At 51.6% G+C, this 15,421-nt stretch carries 19 protein-coding genes; 5 read left to right on the top strand and 14 right to left on the bottom strand.

Going from position 1 to position 15,421, the window contains the following annotated elements; genetic code table 11:
- The first annotated feature begins 87 nt into the window (after positions 1-87).
- Positions 88-1,275: a M20 family metallopeptidase gene (locus EAH77_RS05675; protein ID WP_140470819.1), complete on the top strand. Its 1,188-nt coding sequence runs from the start codon at positions 88-90 to the stop codon at positions 1,273-1,275.
- A gap of 23 nt (positions 1,276-1,298) precedes the next feature.
- Positions 1,299-2,087 carry a transporter substrate-binding domain-containing protein gene (locus EAH77_RS05670; RefSeq protein WP_140470818.1) on the top strand — a complete coding sequence of 263 codons (789 nt, stop codon included), beginning with the start codon at positions 1,299-1,301 and terminating at the stop codon, positions 2,085-2,087.
- On the opposite strand, the gene EAH77_RS05665 is transcribed toward EAH77_RS05670, so the two are convergent.
- The gene (locus EAH77_RS05665) at positions 2,071-2,547 is read right to left on the bottom strand and encodes a GNAT family N-acetyltransferase (RefSeq protein WP_140470817.1); all 477 of its coding nucleotides are present in this window, start codon (positions 2,545-2,547) and stop codon (positions 2,071-2,073) included. The two genes, EAH77_RS05670 and EAH77_RS05665, sit on opposite strands and share 17 nt — an antisense overlap.
- 230 nt (positions 2,548-2,777) lie before the next feature.
- Between EAH77_RS05665 and ada the strand changes: the two genes are divergently transcribed.
- The gene (gene ada / locus EAH77_RS05660; RefSeq protein ID WP_170215667.1) at positions 2,778-3,896 is read left to right on the top strand and encodes a bifunctional DNA-binding transcriptional regulator/O6-methylguanine-DNA methyltransferase Ada; all 1,119 of its coding nucleotides are present in this window, start codon (positions 2,778-2,780) and stop codon (positions 3,894-3,896) included.
- A 5-nt stretch (positions 3,897-3,901) separates the two neighbouring features.
- On the opposite strand, the gene EAH77_RS05655 is transcribed toward ada, so the two are convergent.
- Complete coding sequence (locus EAH77_RS05655; protein ID WP_140470816.1) at positions 3,902-4,312, bottom strand: VOC family protein; 411 nt, start codon at positions 4,310-4,312, stop codon at positions 3,902-3,904.
- Positions 4,313-4,403: 91 nt separating this feature from the next.
- Between EAH77_RS05655 and EAH77_RS05650 the strand changes: the two genes are divergently transcribed.
- Positions 4,404-4,958 carry a GNAT family N-acetyltransferase gene (locus tag EAH77_RS05650; RefSeq protein ID WP_140470815.1) on the top strand — a complete coding sequence of 185 codons (555 nt, stop codon included), beginning with the start codon at positions 4,404-4,406 and terminating at the stop codon, positions 4,956-4,958.
- Positions 4,959-4,966: 8 nt separating this feature from the next.
- On the opposite strand, the gene EAH77_RS05645 is transcribed toward EAH77_RS05650, so the two are convergent.
- The 7 genes from EAH77_RS05645 to gatZ form a co-directional block, all read right to left on the bottom strand.
- On the bottom strand, positions 4,967-5,671 hold the full coding sequence (locus tag EAH77_RS05645) for a GNAT family N-acetyltransferase (RefSeq protein ID WP_140470814.1): 705 nt from the start codon (positions 5,669-5,671) through the stop codon (positions 4,967-4,969).
- Between the two features lie 90 nt (positions 5,672-5,761).
- Positions 5,762-6,616, bottom strand: a complete 855-nt coding sequence (locus EAH77_RS05640; RefSeq protein ID WP_140470813.1) for a tagatose bisphosphate family class II aldolase — start codon at positions 6,614-6,616, stop codon at positions 5,762-5,764.
- A 4-nt stretch (positions 6,617-6,620) separates the two neighbouring features.
- Complete coding sequence (gene gatD / locus EAH77_RS05635) at positions 6,621-7,670, bottom strand: galactitol-1-phosphate 5-dehydrogenase (RefSeq protein WP_140470812.1); 1,050 nt, start codon at positions 7,668-7,670, stop codon at positions 6,621-6,623.
- Between the two features lie 35 nt (positions 7,671-7,705).
- Complete coding sequence (locus EAH77_RS05630) at positions 7,706-9,085, bottom strand: galactitol-specific PTS transporter subunit IIC (protein WP_140470811.1); 1,380 nt, start codon at positions 9,083-9,085, stop codon at positions 7,706-7,708.
- Between the two features lie 4 nt (positions 9,086-9,089).
- Positions 9,090-9,374, bottom strand: coding sequence for a PTS galactitol transporter subunit IIB (gene gatB, locus EAH77_RS05625; protein WP_140470810.1), 285 nt, complete (start codon positions 9,372-9,374; stop codon positions 9,090-9,092).
- Positions 9,371-9,895: a PTS galactitol transporter subunit IIA gene (gatA, locus tag EAH77_RS05620; protein WP_140470809.1), complete on the bottom strand. Its 525-nt coding sequence runs from the start codon at positions 9,893-9,895 to the stop codon at positions 9,371-9,373. Before gatA ends, gatB begins: the two co-directional genes overlap by 4 nt.
- Entirely contained in the window at positions 9,888-11,183 is a 1,296-nt protein-coding gene (gatZ, locus tag EAH77_RS05615) for a tagatose-bisphosphate aldolase subunit GatZ (RefSeq protein ID WP_140470808.1), read from the bottom strand. The genes gatA and gatZ overlap by 8 nt, the downstream gene beginning before the upstream one ends.
- Positions 11,184-11,487: 304 nt before the next feature.
- Here gatZ and EAH77_RS05610 point away from each other — a divergent pair, with 304 nt between their 5' ends.
- On the top strand, positions 11,488-12,270 hold the full coding sequence (locus tag EAH77_RS05610; RefSeq protein WP_140470807.1) for a DeoR/GlpR family DNA-binding transcription regulator: 783 nt from the start codon (positions 11,488-11,490) through the stop codon (positions 12,268-12,270).
- Here EAH77_RS05610 and EAH77_RS05605 read toward each other — a convergent pair.
- From EAH77_RS05605 to EAH77_RS05585, 5 genes are all read right to left on the bottom strand, one after another.
- Entirely contained in the window at positions 12,267-12,668 is a 402-nt protein-coding gene (locus EAH77_RS05605; protein ID WP_140470806.1) for a VOC family protein, read from the bottom strand. The two genes, EAH77_RS05610 and EAH77_RS05605, sit on opposite strands and share 4 nt — an antisense overlap.
- Before the next feature lie 24 nt (positions 12,669-12,692).
- Complete coding sequence (locus EAH77_RS05600) at positions 12,693-13,454, bottom strand: ABC transporter substrate-binding protein (protein ID WP_140470882.1); 762 nt, start codon at positions 13,452-13,454, stop codon at positions 12,693-12,695.
- Between the two features lie 78 nt (positions 13,455-13,532).
- On the bottom strand, positions 13,533-14,087 hold the full coding sequence (locus EAH77_RS05595) for an isochorismatase family protein (RefSeq protein ID WP_140470805.1): 555 nt from the start codon (positions 14,085-14,087) through the stop codon (positions 13,533-13,535).
- Between the two features lie 233 nt (positions 14,088-14,320).
- Positions 14,321-14,851 carry a rhodanese family protein gene (locus EAH77_RS05590; protein WP_140470804.1) on the bottom strand — a complete coding sequence of 177 codons (531 nt, stop codon included), beginning with the start codon at positions 14,849-14,851 and terminating at the stop codon, positions 14,321-14,323.
- Complete coding sequence (locus tag EAH77_RS05585; protein WP_140470803.1) at positions 14,848-15,165, bottom strand: ArsR/SmtB family transcription factor; 318 nt, start codon at positions 15,163-15,165, stop codon at positions 14,848-14,850. Before EAH77_RS05585 ends, EAH77_RS05590 begins: the two co-directional genes overlap by 4 nt.
- Positions 15,166-15,421 lie beyond the last annotated feature (256 nt).

The following is a 15,421-nucleotide window of genomic DNA, read 5'->3' as shown; positions in this document are numbered from 1 at the left end:
CTAAGGCATTAAAGCGAGTTGTTGCGTCGTACTTATCCGTTCAGGCCAAAATATTTTTTGGTTTTGCACCAGAGCAGGGAATTAAAAATGTCTTTTTGCACCACCACGGATCAAAAAAAGCAGGTCATCGACAGTGTCGACCAAAACGCGGCACCACTCATCGCGCTGGCGCTGAAGATTCACGCCAATCCTGAGCTAAGTTTTGCAGAGATAATGTCGTCGGCGGCGCTGATTGCTCCGTTACGTGCCGCCGGTTTTACGATTGAAGAGCAAATTGGCGGACTGGCAACGGCATTTCGCGCCACCTTCGACAGCGGCAAACCCGGCCCGACCATTGCGATGTTGGCGGAATATGACGCGCTGGAAGGGTTAGGACACGCCTGCGGCCATAACCTGATCGGCACGGCGTCGGTGGCGGCTGCGCTGGCGTTAAAGGTGGGTTTCCCAGCGATGACCGGCAAGCTCGAGGTGATAGGGACACCGGCAGAGGAAGAGGGCGGAGGCAAAATTATTCTGGCCGAAAAAGGCTTTTTCGACCACATAGACGCGGTGATGATGTTCCACCCGCGCGATAAAACCATGGTGACGCGTGGCGGTCTGGCTTGTGTCGATGCCACCTTCAAATTCTTCGGTAAAGCGGCCCATGCGGCCTCTGCTCCACAAAATGGGATCAGCGCGCTGGACGCGGTGATCCACACCTTCACCGGCATTAACGCCCTGCGCCAGCTGTTCACCGACGACGTGCGCGTCCACGGCATTATTACCGACGGCGGCAGCGCCACCAATATTGTTCCGGCGTATGCGGAGGCTAAATTTTTGATGCGCGCCAACACCGTCGGTGGGCTGGCTTCGGTGAAAAAGAAAGTTTTCGCCGCCGCGCAGGGGGCAGCAGATATGAGCGGTGCACGGCTGGAAATCGAAGAAGGACTGACTTACGCCGAGCGAAATAACAACCTGACGCTGGCCGGATACTTCCAGCAAAACCTGGAGACCCTCGGCATGGCCGTGGTTCCCCCCCCACTCAGCGGCGGTATTGGTTCATCCGATATCGGCAATGTCAGCCAAATAACCGCGGCGATTCACCCCTATTTACGCATCGGTGATGTATTGCCCCACACCCCTGAATTTGCCGAAGCAGCGGGTTCTGCAGCCGGTCTGGATGCCATGTTGCTGGCGGCGAAAGCGCTGGCGATGACCGCTGTCGATCTGTGTCAAAACCCCGACATGCTGCATGCGGTACGGGAAGAATTTTTACACTGGCAGTCACAAAGATAACCCCTGGGAATGAGAGAACAATAATGATCAAGAGAACACTGGTTTTGGCCGCATTTGGCCTGATGATGGGCAGTTCGATGGTGCACGCCGAAGGCGAAACCCTGCGCGTGGGCGCCGATCTGGCTTTCCCACCTTTCCAGTTTCGTGACGCCAACGGCACGCCGAGCGGTTTCGAAATTGATATTACCAATGCCATCTGCAAAGAGATGAAGGTTAAATGTGAGTTTGTGGTCAGCAGCTTTGACGCCGAAATTCCTTCGCTGATGGCCAAGAAAGTTGATTTTATCTCGCCGCAGGGCGCAACAGAAAAACGTCGTAAAGTGATCGACTTCAGCGACTTTGTCTTCCACATTCCGACCAAACTGGTAGCGCGTAAAGGCAGCCCGCTGCAACCCACACCTGAGTCCCTCAAAGGTAAGCGCGTCGCAGTGCAGCAAGGTTCAATTCAGGAAATGTATGCCAATACATTCTGGTTGCCAAAGGGGGTGGACGTGGTGGCTTATGCCGATCAGGATACGATTTATCAGGATTTGATCGCCGGTCGTCTTGATGCGTCCCTCAGTCCAGGCGTGGCCGTGACCTTTGGTTTCCTCAATAAACCGGAGGGCAAAGACTTCGCCCTGACCGGCCCTGAAGTCCGTGACGATAAGCTGTTTAGTATAGGTTCAGCCTACGGCATGCGCCAAGGTGACGAAAAAACCAAAAAACTGATTAACGAGGGGCTGGCGAAAATTATTGCCGACGGCACCTGGGAAAAAATCAAAACCCACTATTTCGGTTCGCTGGAAATGGCGGTTAAGCGCTCGCAATAGCCGGGGAGAAGGTCTTCACCATAAATACGCTGAGCGGGTCATTGGCATAATTGCCAAAGGGCCCGGTAAGGCTGAAGCCATGTTTTTTGTATAAGCTGATGGCGTCATGCTGGTGGATACCGGTTTCAAGATATACCGCCGCAATCTTCAGGGTTTGAACGTGGTCCTCCAGAGAGTGAATAAGCCGGGAGGCCACGCCCTTGCCACGTCCGTTGGGTGCAACATAAACCCGTTTAATTTCAGCAATCCCATCATTACCCAGATAGAGGCAGGCGCAGCCCACCGGTTGACCCTCTGTTTCGGCCAGAAAAGGGTAGGTCACCGCGTTCGCCATCACTTCCAGTGGCATACTGTAATCGCTGCCATTGGGGTAGAGCGCAGACTGATAGTGGTCGAGTTCGGCGACCAGTGCCGTCAATCTGGGATCGATCAGGGCTACCGGGAAAATACTCAAGGACATAAAACCCACTCCGTACGGTGCAAACAATCTACGATTTATAATGATAAACCTCTGCGTGGGCAAGTGCCGGGCAGGTATCAGGGCTGGCGTGACCTGGGTGAATATTGTTTGTCTCCTAATGACGCCGGCTTCTGGCTGATGCAGAATGAGAAAGCAAGGGCCGGAGGGCGCAGCTAAACCAGGCTGGATATGCTGTTATTCAACCCGCTGAAAACCTAAGAGGTTCCGCTATGTCAGCAAAAAACATGCCAGTGACAACCTTGTCCGGCCAAATTGACCCGTCAAATACCCTAACAGAGACTCACAATGATCCACGCTGGCAGGCGGTGGTGGATTGTAATGCCTCCGCCGATGGGCAATTCGTTTATGCGGTGAAAACCACCGGTATTTACTGCGCGCCGTCCTGCGCCTCGCGGCAACCCAATCCTAAAAATGTGGTGTTTTTTACCGATGCCGAGGCGGCAGAACGGGCGGGTTTTCGTCCCTGTAAGCGCTGCCGTCAGGGGCTGATTTCGCTGGTACAGCACCATACACGGCAAGTTGAACGCGCTTGCCGCCTGATTGAGCAAGCCGATCAGGCTCTTACGCTCAATGATCTTGCCACCAGCGTGGGTATCAGCCCTTACTATTTTCATCGTTTATTCAAAGCCCAAACCGGGGTCACGCCGAAAGAGTATGGGTTAGCGCTGCGTACCCGTCGTATGCGTGAAAACTTGCTGGAGAATGTGCCGGTCACTGAGGCGATTTACCAGTCGGGCTATGGTTCGGATGGGCGATTTTACGAAAACTCACCTGCTGTGCTGGGCATGACGCCTAATGCCTTCCGGTCTGGCGGACGCGGCGTTGAGGTGTGGTTTGCTATCGGGAAATGCTCTTTAGGCAATATTTTAGTCGCCGAAAGTTCGCGGGGGATCTGTGCCATTTTGTTGGGCGATGACCCGGAGCGATTGATTCAACAATTGCAGGACAGTTTCCACCATGCAGTTTTACAGGGCGCAAACCCAGATTTTGAGCAACGGATGGCAACAATCATCGGGTTCGTCGATGCGCCACAAAAAGGGTTAGATCTGCCTTTGGACATTCGCGGCACCGCTTTTCAGCAGCGTGTCTGGCAGGCATTACGTGAAATTCCCTTCGGCACGACGGCCAGTTATTCGCAGATAGCGCAGAATATGGGGGCTCCGACAGCAGTTCGCGCAGTGGCGGGCGCCTGTGCCGCCAATTTACTGGCGGTGGCTATTCCCTGTCACCGGGTGGTGAAAAATGACGGGCAGATTTCCGGCTATCGCTGGGGGGTTGAGCGCAAACAGGCATTGCTGGCACATGAGAAGAAAACCGAAAGCGAATAACCCAGTCAGTCGTAGATCGTCATCTGCGAATAAGGCTTTAGTCTGCATGCCGCCAGACGAGTCGATAAATCGCCATCGTGGGCTTCCAGTTTATGCCCATCGGGATCGAGAAAATAATAGGAGCCGCCTTCGCTATGGTTCTGCTTCCATTCCGTAACGCCTGCGGCCTGTAATATTTCTCTGAATTTGCTGATGTTCTCACTCTTGATGCTAAAAGCATAATGAGTATATTCCGGCTGCGGGAGGGCGGTTTTAGTGGTTTCGTTAGTCAGGCACAACCATAAGCCCGGCAACGAAAGGTAAGCGCCGCCAGCCCAAGTGGCATTCAATTTCAGCCCCAATAGTTCGCAGTAAAACCGGATGCTTTGGTCAAGGTTACTGCAAGAAAGCGTCAGATGATTGAAACCAGTCAGCATGTTATCTCCTTTAACTAGAAAGTCGGTTTATACTGGCGGAATAGACTTTCTATCAGTGAAAGCTAACCCGTTAAATTTAAGGATATTTCCTGTGACTACGCTTACCATCAGAGATGCAAAACCCTCTGACGCCGCTGAACTGGCCCGTTTACATGTGGCTGTCTGGCGTGAAACCTACCGTAAACTCGCCCCGGCCGACGCTTTTGCTGCGCTGGACGAGGCTCGCCGTCTGGCGTTCTGGCAGGATAAGTTTGCGCATCCGGCAGAAAAACAGTGTGTGCTGCTGGCTGAAATTAACGGTGAACTGGCTGGGTTCACACTGGCTTCGACTTCAGGTAACGCTGAGTTTGGTGCACTGGCCGAGATAAAACTGTTGTATGTCGACACTCAGTTTGCGCGTCAGGGAATCGGGCGTTGCCTGCTGACCGAGATAGCCCAGCGACTGAAAAATAACGGTTTCACTGGCGTGGGTCTGGGTGTCGTTGAAGAAAACGACCCGGCTATCAGCTTCTATACCGCTTTGGGTGGCAAAGAGGCCGGACGCTATATAGATTCCGGCCCACTGTGGCTTTCCAAAAATGTCATTTACGCCTGGGATGATATCGACCAGCTTCTGTCTACCTCCCTGAAGCCGCAGCGCCGCTAAGACTCTGGTTACTCTCTGAAGGCCTCCAGACGTTTTCTCTGCTGGCCTTCGGCATCAAAATTTTCCGCACTTAGCCACTGTTCAAACGCCGGTTTGCGCTGTGGCCATTCGTTATCCAGCATGGAATACCAGCAGGTATCACGGTTGTGGCCTTTGTTGACGATCACCTGACGGAATATCCCCTCGAACTGAAAGCCGAATCTTTTTGCCGCAGCATTGGACGCGGCGTTCATGATGTGGCATTTCCATTCGCAGCGGCGGTACTGCAGATCGTCAAACAGGTATTTCAATAGCAGGAAGATAGCTTCAGTTCCATGACACGAGCGTTTCATCAGCGGCGACCAATTCACCCAGCCAATTTCAGCCACGCCGTTTAGCGGGTCAATGCGCATCAGCGCGACACTGCCAATCGCGCGTTGGGTGGTGTTATCGACAACAGCAAAAAACAGCGGATCCTGGCTTGCCGCGTTGCGGGAGATCAGCGAATCACACTCTGCCTGGGTTGCCGGGCGATCGGAGGAAAAATAGGTCCAGTCGCGGTTGTCATCAATGCTGTGCCAGGCTGAGAAGAGAGCCTCGCTGTGAAGTGCACTATCCAGCGGTTCAAGCCGGCAAAAACGGCCATCGAGCTGGTGAGATTGCGGCAGTTCGCGTGGTTTCCAGTCGGGTAGAGCGTCGCCAATAGGCTGACCAAAGTGATTGAGCGTTGTCATGTCTGATTCCGTTTCCATTTCGCCAGTGAATAGTCTCTATAAAATCAGAAGCCTGACAACGCTGCAACCCGAAGTATGACCACGTTACGTTTAAAGTTGGCCTGCACTACCGCAGATTCGGATTTTTTCCTCCACGACCGTTTGCATGGCGGCTTTCCCTGGCACGATGTATTTACGCGGATCGTTGGCATCCGGGTGTTCGCCAAAATACTGTTTTACGGCGTCAGCAAATGCGATTTTTAATTCCGTGGCGATATTCACCTTACAGACCCCCAGAGCAATCGCTTCTCTGACCATGCATTCGGGGATTCCAGATGCGCCATGCAGGACTAACGGAATCTCTACCTGCTGGCGAATTTTTTCCAGCCTCATAAAGTCCAGATGAGGTTCCCCCACGTACAGGCCATGCGCTGAACCAATCGCTACCGCCAGCGAGTCGATCCCCGTGCGGGCGACAAACTCTTTTGCCGCCAGCGGATCGGTAAAGAAACTGTCGGCGCTATCCACGTTAAGATCATCTTCCTGACCGCCAAGGCGGCCGAGTTCGGCCTCGACGCTGACATCAAACCCGTGACAAAGGCGAACGGCTTGCGTGACCTTATCGATGTTTTGTTCAAAGTTGAAATGCGAGGCGTCGATCATCACCGAGCGGATCCCCGCCCGGACTTTACTTTCAATATCGTCCAGCTCTTCGTGGTGGTCGAGATGCAGAGCAAAGGGGTGGCGATAAAGTTGCGCGGCCTGCTGACAAATTGACACCATAAAATCGACACCAGCATAACTAAAGGTCCCCGGTGTTCCCGCCATAATGACCGGAGAACCCATTCTGGCGGCGGTTTCAGCTACGACTTGCACGGTTTCAAGATTGTGTACATTAAAGGCCGGTACGGCATAACCACCGCGCTGGGCTTTTTTCAGCATTTCCCGGTTTGAAATCAGATACATTTTTTTAGCTCTCCGTCATGTTGAGCAGAATTTTTCCCTGCATCGGCTGGCCAGCGAGCGCATTGACGCTGTCCGCGAAAGTTTGTGCATCGCCAATGCTGGCGATCAGCGGTTCCAGTTGGAGCTTTTTTTGCTGGAATAACGTCGCCGCCTGTTGCCATTCGCTGCCCGGCCATGGCGCGGAGTAATTCATCCAACTGCCGAGAAGAGTCAGCTCTTTGCGTAGGATATGACCGAAGGTCGCCGCAGTGAGCGTGAGGTCTTTGTGCAGCGTGCCTACTAACGCAACCTGCGCGTGTGGCCCGGCTATCTCCAGCGCTAAGGTAACGGTTTGTGGCGTGCCTGCGGTTTCGAGGATCAACTGATCAAAGCGCCGTGGGTGCAGATCTTTGGCTATCTCCTCAGGACTCATTTCACCGCTGTTGTAAACAAAAGAGGCACCAGTCTCCTGCGCCAATTGCAGGCGTTGCGGGTTGATGTCGATAGCCGTCACTGTTTTGGCGCCCAACGCATTGGCGCATTGAATCGCTAACTGGCCGATAGTGCCTGCACCAATCACAATCACTTCTTTGCCTTCGCAACCGCCCGCCAGTTTTAACGCATGCAGACTCACCGTGATGGGTTCCAGAAAGGCGCCCTGCAATAGGGATGTACCTTTAGGCAGTTTGAACAGGCTGGTGCGACGTACTGCCAGATACTCGGCATGGCCGCCACCGCTGCGCGAACCAATAAATTGATAGTATTTACACTGTGAGAAGGCGTAACGCTGGCATTCAGGGCAGGTAAAGCAGGGCTGTAGGGGAACGCACGCGACGGTGTCACCGGCCGCTAAATCATTGACATTTCTACCGCACTCAACCACTTCACCGCTGAACTCGTGGCCTAGCGTTATCGGATAAAAATGAGCGCCCTGAGAAAAAATACGCGGAATGTCTGAGCCGCAGAGTCCTGAATAGGCAATTTTGACGAGTACGTCATCCGGATGCTGTATTTCGGGCGCGGGTTTCTCTTCGACAACCAGGCTCCCACCAACGTGAACTACAACTGATTTCATTGAAAACTCCATAAAGGGGCTTTCGCCCCCGCAGGTTAAAGGGCGTTAGATTTGTTCAGTATCGCAGCGGCTGCCTGGCGTTCTTCATGCAGGAAACCTCGCGCACGGCGCCATGTCAGGAAAACACCAAGGGCGTAGATCACACCAATACCTGTCAGACCCGCGATGTTTTGCCAGGTACAAAGCTGAATCAGCAGATAGGTGATCGGAGAGCCCCCTTGGTCCATGGAGGCCACCTGGCCACCGGCTTTCAGTGCCCCGGCATTTGCCGCCAACTGGGTGTGTAAACCAATGGTTTGGGTCGCTATCCACAACGTCATACTCATGATGATCACGCCGGAAATCAGGGTGCGGAATAAATTGCCCTGATGGACAGCCACGGCAATCGCCACAAAGAAACCGATCGTCGCTAAGTCACCAAAAGGCAGGACCTGATTTCCCGGAACAATGACGGCAATTAAGATGGTGAGTGGAATAAAGATCAGGCTGGCGGATACCACGGCGGTATGGCCGAGCAGCAGTGCCGGGTCCAGACCAATCAGGAACTCCTGACCGCCGAATTTAGACTGCAAACGGCTACGGGCATGGCGGGCAATTGGCGTCAGGCCATCCATGATCGGTTTGATGACCCTGGGCATCAGTAACATGACAGCCGCTGTTTTGACGGCCAGTTGCATGATGCCTTTGATGTCATAACCGGCAAGGTAACCAATGATCAGGCCCATGATAAAACCAACGGTCACCGGTTCCCCAAAGGGACCAAAGCGCTTCTGCACGTCATCTGCACTGAAGTGGATTTTTCGCAGACCGGGTATTTTTTCAATAATGGTATCAACCAGCACGGCTATCGGGCCGAGGTAAGCCGAGGAACCGTGCGGTATTGCAATACCGTCGAGATTGAAAAAATCGCGGGTATCTTTGGCGAACCAGTCGCCAAGTTTGTAAACGAAGGCGGCATGAACCACCACACCCATAATACCCAGCCAATAGGATCCGGTTGCCAGATGCAGCATGGCCCCGGTGAATGTCATGTGCCAGATATTCCAGATATCGACATTGACTACGCGGGTCATACGAGTCACCAGCATCACAATGTTGACGCCGATGGCAATCGGAATGGCAACCAGAGCGATTTGTGAAGCCCAGGTCATCGGCGACGAACCCGGCCAACCAATATCGACGACTTGGAGGTTAATTTGAAAATGCTCAGCCATCGCTTTGGCTGCGGGGCCGATGGAGTCCAGCATCAGGCCGATAACCAGCCCAATACCGACAAAACCAATACCGATATGCAGGCCAGATTTAAAGGAATCACCGATTTTCATCCCCAAAATCATGGAGAAAATGATGATCACCAACGGCAACATCACCGTTGGCCCCAGGTCCAATATGTAGCGCATGATGTCAGTAAACATGGGGTTACTCCTGCAACAGCGTCAGTATTTGTTGTCTCAGAACGTCGATGCCGACACCGGAAACAAAGGGCATGCCGTGAACGACGGGAATGTCACCAAATTGGCGATCGACTCGTGCCGTAGTGCAGATGAGATCTGCACCGTCCATATAGGTTTCGATTTCGGTGACCCTGCACTGGATAAGGTCCAATGTGATCCCGTGTTCTGCACACAGCTCTTTAATTTCTTCAGCGGCCAGTGTTGAGGTGGCAACGGCACCGCCACAGGCAACGATGATTTTTCTTTTCACGATAAGGCTCCTTGGTGTTCTGTTTTTGATGTTGTTGTTTTGGGTGCTATAGGGTCTGACGGGGTACTCGGGGTGGGGGAAACCTGCTGCTTAAAAAGATCGGCCAATTGGTGCTCAGGGGCTGACAGTAGCTGTTCAATAAATTGTGAATCCTGCAACTGATTGAACAGAGTGCGGAGTAAAACCAACTGCTCTGACGGATGTGTGACGATCAGCGCAATAATTAATAAGGCAGAGACCGGTTCATCGCCATCGGCCTGCGAAAATGGCACGGCATCTTCAGGACGGATCAGATAGATCGCAGGTTTGATGGCATGAACGGCTTCGCAATGGGGGATCGCGATAGCATGGTTTTCCAGCATGATGCCGGTAGGGAATTCAGCTTCACGACGGATCAATGCGTGGGGATAGCTAATGTGCACAACGCCTGCACTCAGCATCTCTTTTCCAATGTGCCTGAGGGCTTCTTGCGCATCGCAAAATCTGATGCCAGTTTTAACGAAGACTTCGCAGTTATGCATGGCTGCCAGCCTCCGTATTGGGTGTGGCCACCGTACAGCCATAACGATAGGCGCGAAGTACGTCCTGAATTTTGTCGATGATGAGATCGTGTGGTGTTGCGCTGAGCACATCGGACATCACGCGATCAAACTGCACCGGCATGTACTGACTGAGCAGGCCGAGCGGGATATCAGACATCTGCAAATTATTCAGCATGGTATTTACCGCCATGCTGATACGTGGGTGAGGCCAGTAATAGCGGATCCGGTCGGAAAGACTGAAGTGCAGGTCGATCAGTGAACGGCTGAAAGTGGGGTGATAATATTTTTTCCAATAATCGGGTTCATCGAGCATCACGCGATCGATAACCGCCATAACCTGGCTCTGTTCACCTGGGGCAACGATGGCCTGTTCGATATTTGCCAGTGAAAAAATAGCTTCACGCAGCGCAAACGTGAGTGCCGGGCCGACTTTCAAAATGGCATAGTGATCTTCCACCAGATGGCGGTAAGACTCGCGGGTTTGGTAATCGGTTGAGTGGGCCTCATAGACCAGCGGCGTCGATGCGATAAACGTGGAGAGCTGGCGGGCTTGCTGTGGTTGATAATGGATAACGCTGCTGTGGTCGAACTCCACACCTGGCTGGACGACAACCGCAATAATGCGACGAATTGCCTCCGTCAGTCCGGCGTCAGCGAACGCCTGATGATGCAGGTCGATGGTAGCCTGTGCATCCTTAGCGAGCGTGATATGTACCTGCTCAATAGCGGCAGATTCCCCGCCTGGAACCGGGACTTCAGTTCCAATGACATAGGTCAGCTTTTCCTTCTGCTGGGGTGTCGCTACGCGTTCGGCAACCTGACAGAGACGGGCTGCGCGGGTTGCAACAGTCCAGGGATCCAGAGGAACCGGATCATCAGCACATGACATTGAAGCGTCTAAATGAATTTTACTGAACCCGGCCTCTACATAGCGAGCGATCAATACCTCCGCTTTGGCCATAGCGCTTTCTGCATCCTCACCTTGCCAGCAGTTCGGGCCCAGATGATCGCCCCCCAGGATCAATCGTTGCTGCGGGAAACCAACGCTTTCTGCGATGGCCAGTACAAAGCCCCTGAAATCAACAGGCCGCATGCCCGTGTAACCACCAAACTGATTGACCTGATTCGATGTGGCTTCGATCAGCACATGGCGATCTGAATGCAGATCCAGACGTAATGCCGCTTCAATGACGAGAGGGTGGGCTGAGCAGACTGAACAGATACCTATTAGCTCGCCGTTTTTATGTCTTTTTAGAATGTCTTTCATTTCTATCTCCGATTATTTCCGAAAATAATCGTTTTATTTCGTAATGCGTACAATGTCGTTGTATTTATTTCGTGATAGAGATCGAAATATTTCGTTGTCTTTCGACAAGGTGTTGCTTTCGTTTTTCGCGTTATCTCGAACAAGTCCGGGGGTACGTTAATGCTGCGATGAAGGTATTGATAGACGAGGTGATCCACCATAAGTACGGGGGTGTGGGGAATTTCACAGAGTGAAGTTATTTTCCTCCCATTTTCGAATTCTTTTGTTTAAACTGATGGCAATGTTAAGGAACAGGCATGAAACGATGAATTCTTATGAGAGACGCCACAAAATCATTGATATGGTGAATGAAAATGGCAGCGTTTTAGTTTCCGATATTTCGAATTCTTTCGGAGTGTCTGAGGTAACTATCCGTGCGGACTTACGGTTGCTGGAACAGAAAGGATTAATGACGAGATTTCACGGGGGGGCGGGAAAATCGGTTCCCGTGTCTGAAGTGAGTAGCCCAAATACTGCGGGGGAGTTAGTCCTTGAGGAGCGTTACCGACAGGCGGAAGATCCGAAAAAACGTATCGCGCTGGCTGCCGCCGCGATGGTGAAACCGGGTGATACGGTAATTCTCGACAGTGGTAGCACGACAATGCTCATCGCTGAGGAGTTGGTCAAATCAGCCAAGATCACGGTGATCACCAACAACTTGCCGGCCGCGTTCGTACTTTCGGAAAACCCGGATATTACGCTGGTGGTATGTGGAGGAACGTTGCGTCATAAAACCCGTTCACTTCATGGCAGCATTACTGAATTCGCGTTGCAGGGCATTGTGGCTAATCTGATGTTTGTTGGGGCCGATGGTCTGGATGCGAGCAGTGGTATTACGACGTTCAATGAGGGCTATTCCATTAGCGCAAAAATGGCTGAAGCTGCCCGGCAGGTCGTTGTCGTGACGGATTCCAGTAAGTTTGGCCGCCGTGGTTTTAATCTGGTGCTGCCGATGGAAAAAATCGACACGATCATTACCGACAGCGGGATTAGTGAAGAAGACTCTCTGGCACTGGCACAAACCCAGACTAATGTGACGATTGTTTAACTGTCTGCGTCCGGCTGATGGCAACAAACGCAGAGTTTATTGCCATCAGGGTCGCGAAAGTAGGCACCAAAGTAGTGTTCATGATAATGCGGACGCAAGCCTGGTGGGCCTTCGCAGGTCGCACCATGTTTCAGTGCCGCCTGATAGACATGCTCAATCTGGGTGCGGTTATCAGCAAGTAATGCCACCATTTGCCCGTTTCCAGCCGTGGCGATTTGGCCGTCCAGAGGTTTACCGATAACCAATAGCGGACGCGGTATCGCTGGCCTTTGCCAGCCAGCCCATGCCCGTTCGCTATCGCTGAACTTGAGCTCCAGACCCAGAATTTTGGCTATCGCAGAATAAAAGGTGAATGCCCGATCAAAATCGTTTACGCCAATACAAAGATGGGAAAACATTCTTGCTCCTAACCTCAAGGGGGTTCAGGGTTTGTTATTACTAAAGACATCAAAGGTGAAGTATTTTTTCTCAAGCTTCGTATAGGTGCCATCAGCATGTATACCGGCCAGGGCTTTGTTGATCATCGCCAATTGGGCCTGATCCTCTTTACGTAAAGCAATCGCTGCGCCGCCGCCTAAGTATTGCGGGTCAAGCACGGTTTTACCGACAAAAGCAAAGTCAGCGCCCTGTGGTGTTTTCAAAAATCCTGTTTCTGCAGCCGCCGCATTGGTGAAAGTGGCATCAATTCTGCCTGTTTCTAAATCCAGATTGACCGAATCCTGATTCTGGTAAGACACCACCTGCACGCCTTTCGACTGCCACACGCCCATGGCGTAAGCTTCCTGAGTGGTGCCTTGCGCCACGCCGATCACTTTTCCTTTTAGTGAGTCAACGGTGGTATCAAGCTGGCTGCCTTTTTTTGCCACCAAAACGCTGGGGATGTTGTAGAGCACGTTGGAGAAATTGACCTGAGCTTTACGTTTTTCGGTAATGGCCATGGCGGAGAGTACGGCATCGAACTTTTTGGCATTCAGCGCAGGAATAATACTGTCGTAAGCCGTTTCGACCCACACGCATTTTGCTTGGGCTTGCTGGCAAATAGCATTCCCCAGATCAATATCAAAACCGGTCAGCGAACCGTCCGCCGCTTTTGATTCGAACGGAGGAAAAGAGGGATCGACGCCGAACTTAATCACGGTTTCAGCATGACTTATCGCACTGAAAGACCCCATCAAAACGAACATTACCGTACTGTATTTGTTCAAAGTACTTCCCCGTTAAATAGATGAAGCGTTGTTGAAAAAAATAAAATCCCCTGATGATTAAGCAATATCTGTGCCGACTATTTCGGCAGTGCTTTTCACCCTGGCAAAGGGGCCGCTGAGTGTCATATTATGGTGGTTGATTATTTGCTGAGCCGTGAGTGCCGGCGTATCCATGCAGGTATGTGCGTCGGATGCCAGTACCACGTTGAACCCAAAACCTGATGCAGCGCGGCAAGCGGTATCAACGCAATATTGTGTTTTCATCCCCGCGATACAGAGATCGGTGATGCCGTGATGTGTTAACCATTCGAGCAGGGGTGTCTCAGTAAAAATGCTGGCTTTGAATTTACTGAAGATCAGGTCAGTGGCTGGATTGGACTCCATTTCACTAACGAGTTGCCAGGCGGCCTTTCCCTGTTCTATGGGGGAATCTTTCGGACCGGTATGCTGAACAAAAATAACGGGCTCGTTTCTGCGGCGAAATTCCCTGATCAGGAAGTTGATATTTTTAAGGACATGCTCTTTCATATAAGCCGCTGGTTCAGCGAAATACAGACCGTTTTGCATATCGATGATAACCAGAGCTTTTTTGACAGGATAAGAGGGGTTCATCTCTTTTCTCCTAAAATAGCCTTCAAGTACGGAGAAAAGAAAACCCCCGTCCTGTCGGGCGGGGGCTTGGGGTCAGCGCGTTTTACATCGACGAACCAACCTTACGTCCCGCCTTGAGCGGTCGTTAGGGTGGTCGTATGTAAGACGTTCTGAGATATATTCATAACCTGAATATGACTTTGCCTTGTGAACAAGTCAAAGGCTTTTTCCTGAGGGCAAAACGGGCCCATTCGTTAACGCTTCAATGTGTTCCATGGCATTTTTGCAAGCAAAATCGCCATACCGCACCAGCCACTGATACCAGCAAAGATCAAGCCTGCTCCTACTAATCCAGAGAGTAAAAATAAGCTTTTATCCAGGGTATATCCCAGCACGACACCAACGAGGATCAGTATCCCTGCGGCAATCTGGACTTGCCGCATGACAGGAATGGGTTGTTTTTTATCCTCCAACGTAGGGAGGTTTGCGCTTTTCCAGCCGTTAATTCCGCCGGTGAGTAACAGCACTGGGGAAGTCCGTGCGGACTTGATAAGGATTTCAGCATGTTGGGACGTGCGAGACCCCGCCTGACAGTAAAAGATAACCGTTTGCTGCGTCGGTAAGCCTGTAATGCTTTTGCCTGCAATCATGTCTGATACAGGGAAGGAGGTAGCACCAGGGACATGTTCACGCAAAAACTCAGCGGGTTCGCGAATATCAATCAGAACGGCCCCATGTTCGATGAGTGCTTTCGCTTCTACAGGGGTAACGAATTTAGGCGTCATGTTAAATCCTCAGGGCAGTAAATGTCCCTTAATGTGCTAATGATGGTTTTAACGGATGCATTTTTGATGAAGTAGTTCATCTTTTGCCCCTCTCTGGCGCATTCAATCAAGCCTTCTTCTTTCATTCTGGCCAGGTGCTGAGAGGTTGCTGAAGGGCTTAATCCGGTCAATTTGCAAAGGTCGCCTGCCGATGTGCCCGGTGAATCAACCAGCATGCACAGGATCAATAGCCGGTTAGCATTGCTCATGGATTTAAGCAGTTTTGATGCCTGTGAGGCGCTCTCTTGCAACAGGCCAGGTTCCGTATTTGCCATAGGTCCTTTATTTTAGCTTTATCTAATTTTAGTAAAATCTAAAATAATTAATGCGTCAATGCAACAAAAAAGGTTTGCAGATGGGCTGATTTGCGGAGGATTAGGCTATTTGAGCGATAAACGCGGGTCTTAACGTTTTTTCGATGACATCTTACTGCACGCGATTTCAAGGCTGGGGTCGGCAAACATTTTCTTGATGTGTCGATTCCCATCCTCAGCGTCTTTTATTTTTATCCAAATTAAAACTGGCGGAGAA

It is taken from the genome of Ewingella americana (genome assembly GCF_006438725.1).
GTDB classification, from domain to species: Bacteria; Pseudomonadota; Gammaproteobacteria; order Enterobacterales; family Enterobacteriaceae; genus Ewingella; species Ewingella americana_A.
Note: the sequence above shows the minus strand (reverse complement) of the source record. Positions and strands in the feature narration are given on the sequence as shown.

What these genes read in the sequence shown, in the direction of transcription:
- gatA (WP_140470809.1), bottom strand. Translation starts at nt 9,895, where the DNA reads ATGCATAACTGCGAAGTCTTCGTTAAAACTGGCATCAGATTTTGCGAT.
- EAH77_RS05640 (WP_140470813.1), bottom strand. Translation starts at nt 6,616, where the DNA reads ATGTATCTGATTTCAAACCGGGAAATGCTGAAAAAAGCCCAGCGCGGT.
- ada (WP_170215667.1), top strand. Translation starts at nt 2,778, where the DNA reads ATGTCAGCAAAAAACATGCCAGTGACAACCTTGTCCGGCCAAATTGAC.
- EAH77_RS05665 (WP_140470817.1), bottom strand. Translation starts at nt 2,547, where the DNA reads ATGTCCTTGAGTATTTTCCCGGTAGCCCTGATCGATCCCAGATTGACG.
- EAH77_RS05595 (WP_140470805.1), bottom strand. Translation starts at nt 14,087, where the DNA reads ATGAACCCCTCTTATCCTGTCAAAAAAGCTCTGGTTATCATCGATATG.
- EAH77_RS05605 (WP_140470806.1), bottom strand. Translation starts at nt 12,668, where the DNA reads ATGTTTTCCCATCTTTGTATTGGCGTAAACGATTTTGATCGGGCATTC.
- EAH77_RS05585 (WP_140470803.1), bottom strand. Translation starts at nt 15,165, where the DNA reads ATGGCAAATACGGAACCTGGCCTGTTGCAAGAGAGCGCCTCACAGGCA.
- EAH77_RS05600 (WP_140470882.1), bottom strand. Translation starts at nt 13,454, where the DNA reads ATGTTCGTTTTGATGGGGTCTTTCAGTGCGATAAGTCATGCTGAAACC.
- gatZ (WP_140470808.1), bottom strand. Translation starts at nt 11,183, where the DNA reads ATGAAAGACATTCTAAAAAGACATAAAAACGGCGAGCTAATAGGTATC.
- gatD (WP_140470812.1), bottom strand. Translation starts at nt 7,670, where the DNA reads ATGAAATCAGTTGTAGTTCACGTTGGTGGGAGCCTGGTTGTCGAAGAG.
- EAH77_RS05675 (WP_140470819.1), top strand. Translation starts at nt 88, where the DNA reads ATGTCTTTTTGCACCACCACGGATCAAAAAAAGCAGGTCATCGACAGT.
- EAH77_RS05655 (WP_140470816.1), bottom strand. Translation starts at nt 4,312, where the DNA reads ATGCTGACTGGTTTCAATCATCTGACGCTTTCTTGCAGTAACCTTGAC.
- EAH77_RS05670 (WP_140470818.1), top strand. Translation starts at nt 1,299, where the DNA reads ATGATCAAGAGAACACTGGTTTTGGCCGCATTTGGCCTGATGATGGGC.
- EAH77_RS05590 (WP_140470804.1), bottom strand. Translation starts at nt 14,851, where the DNA reads ATGACGCCTAAATTCGTTACCCCTGTAGAAGCGAAAGCACTCATCGAA.
- EAH77_RS05645 (WP_140470814.1), bottom strand. Translation starts at nt 5,671, where the DNA reads ATGACAACGCTCAATCACTTTGGTCAGCCTATTGGCGACGCTCTACCC.
- EAH77_RS05610 (WP_140470807.1), top strand. Translation starts at nt 11,488, where the DNA reads ATGAATTCTTATGAGAGACGCCACAAAATCATTGATATGGTGAATGAA.
- EAH77_RS05630 (WP_140470811.1), bottom strand. Translation starts at nt 9,085, where the DNA reads ATGTTTACTGACATCATGCGCTACATATTGGACCTGGGGCCAACGGTG.